Annotated in this window: 3 protein-coding genes, 1 pseudogene and 1 riboswitch; all 4 genes and pseudogenes read right to left on the bottom strand. The window is 38.4% G+C overall.

The window, feature by feature from the left end:
• Nucleotides 1-152: pseudogene (locus AC11ZT_RS10765) on the bottom strand (phosphoadenylyl-sulfate reductase); the annotation flags it as partial.
• Nucleotides 153-277: 125 nt separating this feature from the next.
• On the bottom strand, nucleotides 278-394 hold the full coding sequence (locus AC11ZT_RS10760; RefSeq protein ID WP_484059590.1) for a YezD family protein: 117 nt from the start codon (nucleotides 392-394) through the stop codon (nucleotides 278-280).
• 108 nt (nucleotides 395-502) lie between these two features.
• A riboswitch (SAM riboswitch) is annotated at nucleotides 503-607 on the bottom strand.
• Nucleotides 608-640: 33 nt separating this feature from the next.
• Nucleotides 641-1,234: a cysteine hydrolase family protein gene (locus tag AC11ZT_RS10755; protein ID WP_484059589.1), complete on the bottom strand. Its 594-nt coding sequence runs from the start codon at nucleotides 1,232-1,234 to the stop codon at nucleotides 641-643.
• Between the two features lie 153 nt (nucleotides 1,235-1,387).
• Nucleotides 1,388-2,022: diaminopimelate decarboxylase family protein (locus AC11ZT_RS10750; RefSeq protein WP_484059588.1), on the bottom strand; the 635-nt coding region annotated here is incomplete at its 5' end.

The following is a 2,022-nucleotide window of genomic DNA, read 5'->3' as shown; positions in this document are numbered from 1 at the left end:
AGTACAATTCCTTCGATTCCAAAACTACACGCGTACACGATATCTTCCCCGTATTGCTCATACGCCCAGCGGACTACAGAAAGAGCTCCCTTTGTTTCATCATTGTCTGTAAACGAAAGCTCTGAATCTTCCCATGTTTCATACGTTATCATTGCCTATTCTCCTTTACTGTTGAAAATACGTAACTTACATACAGAATAAAAGCCAACTAAAAAAGGCAGTCTTATCCTAATGTAAGATAAGACCGCCTCTAGTTTTTCTAGTCAGCGAATATATGCTATTTTAAACGTACTTTCTCGTTTTTCTCTAGTTGAATCACTTTTCCATCTTGGACAACAAGTGTAATAGATCCATATTTCATATCACCTAACATTGTCTTAATGGTTTCAGTCAATTGCCTTAATTGTTCCTCTACTACCACAACAGTCAACCCCCTCTATTTTCCTTTCTTAAAAACAAAAAATCTTTTCCATTTCGAAAAGACTGTTGAGGTAACAATTTTACCTTATCTTTCAAAATGGATACCATTTTGCTGGAAGTAGCACCTTGCCTGTAGCAGGTTGCCGGGTTTCATCGGGCCAGTTCCCTCCACCACTCTGGATAAGTATTTTTTATAATAGTAACACAATTCCAAATATTTTCAATCCCATTTTTTCAATTTGTTTAATGTGGTATCATTTCTTTCATAAGAAAGGCTTGATTCCATACTAAATACTTGACATAGCTTACGAACAATAATTCCTTCCCCAGCCATATAGGTACACACACTTTGCTTCTTATCCGCATCTGTTCCAGCAATGGCATCTTCCACAATAGTTACATGAAATCCCTTTTTTTTAGCCTGAAGTGCGGTACTGCGAATAGTTGTTTCAGCCAAAAGGCCTACCACTATTATGTGATGAATTTTACATTCCCTTATAAAAACAGCAAGCCTATCATTAGAAAACGCACTACTTCGTCTTTTTGTAAATACTATATCATTTATAATTTTCAAACGAGGGTCGAGCATTATTCTACCTTCTGTTGCATCCATATGATACCGCCATTTCTTCCACCAATCGCCCCCATTGTGCTGGGTTGCTACATAAACAACTACTATATTAAGATGATTAGCTTTATCAATTGCTTCGTTAATTGTGCGTAGCATTGCAGGCATATCTGTGTATTCAATTGGTGTAACAGCATTTAGATAAGGTGGCTGCACATCCATAACAAACAATGCCGTATTTCTCATATAAACTCTCCTCGTCACGAATCGTGCACTTCATTATATGAGACTTTATGCAAAAATATGCTGCATAAAAAAGGCAAGCCAGGAGAAACGACTCAATTGGACGTTTTTCCTACTCGCCTTTTTTACTCATTACACCGAGTTTTTGAATTGGTGTTACACGATTGGTTGTGAGACAAAATGATTCGTGTTCAAACGATCATTCTTCACAAGGTCAGCATAACTTTCTCGTTCTACAACAACTTTTGATTTTCCATCTTTAACAAATACAACAGCAGGTCTAGGAATACGATTATAGTTACTTGCCATAGAATATCCGTATGCTCCTGTGCACGATACCGCTAATACATCCGAAGATGCTACTTTTGGCAAGTCAATATCCCAAATAAGCATATCTCCACTCTCACAACATTTTCCTGCAATGGATACCTTTTCTTCAGGTTGTTCCTTTGCTCGATTAGCAAGCAATGCTTCATAGGATGCCTGATAAAGAGCAGGACGGATGTTATCTGTCATGCCTCCATCCACGGCAACATACTTGCGAATTCCTGGTATGTCTTTTATCGATCCAATTGTATATAAGGTTGTTCCAGCATCTCCTACGATACTACGACCTGGTTCAATCCAAATCTCTGGAATAGGATAGTTTCGACTTGTAAACTGTGCACGTACGGTATCCGTCATCTCTTTTACATACGTGGAAACGGGAAGAGGAGTATCTTCTTTCGTATAGCGAATGCCAAAGCCACCACCTAAATTTAAGATGGGCATCGTCTCTCCTGTTTCTACAC

Source organism: Ectobacillus sp., assembly GCF_056992975.1.
The sequence above is the reverse complement of the archived record's forward strand: the minus strand, read 5'-3'. Positions and strand labels throughout refer to the sequence as shown.

Bases quoted from the DNA above. Each gene is read 5' to 3' on its own strand.
- AC11ZT_RS10755 (WP_484059589.1), bottom strand. From the start codon at position 1,234: ATGAGAAATACGGCATTGTTTGTTATGGATGTGCAGCCACCTTATCTA.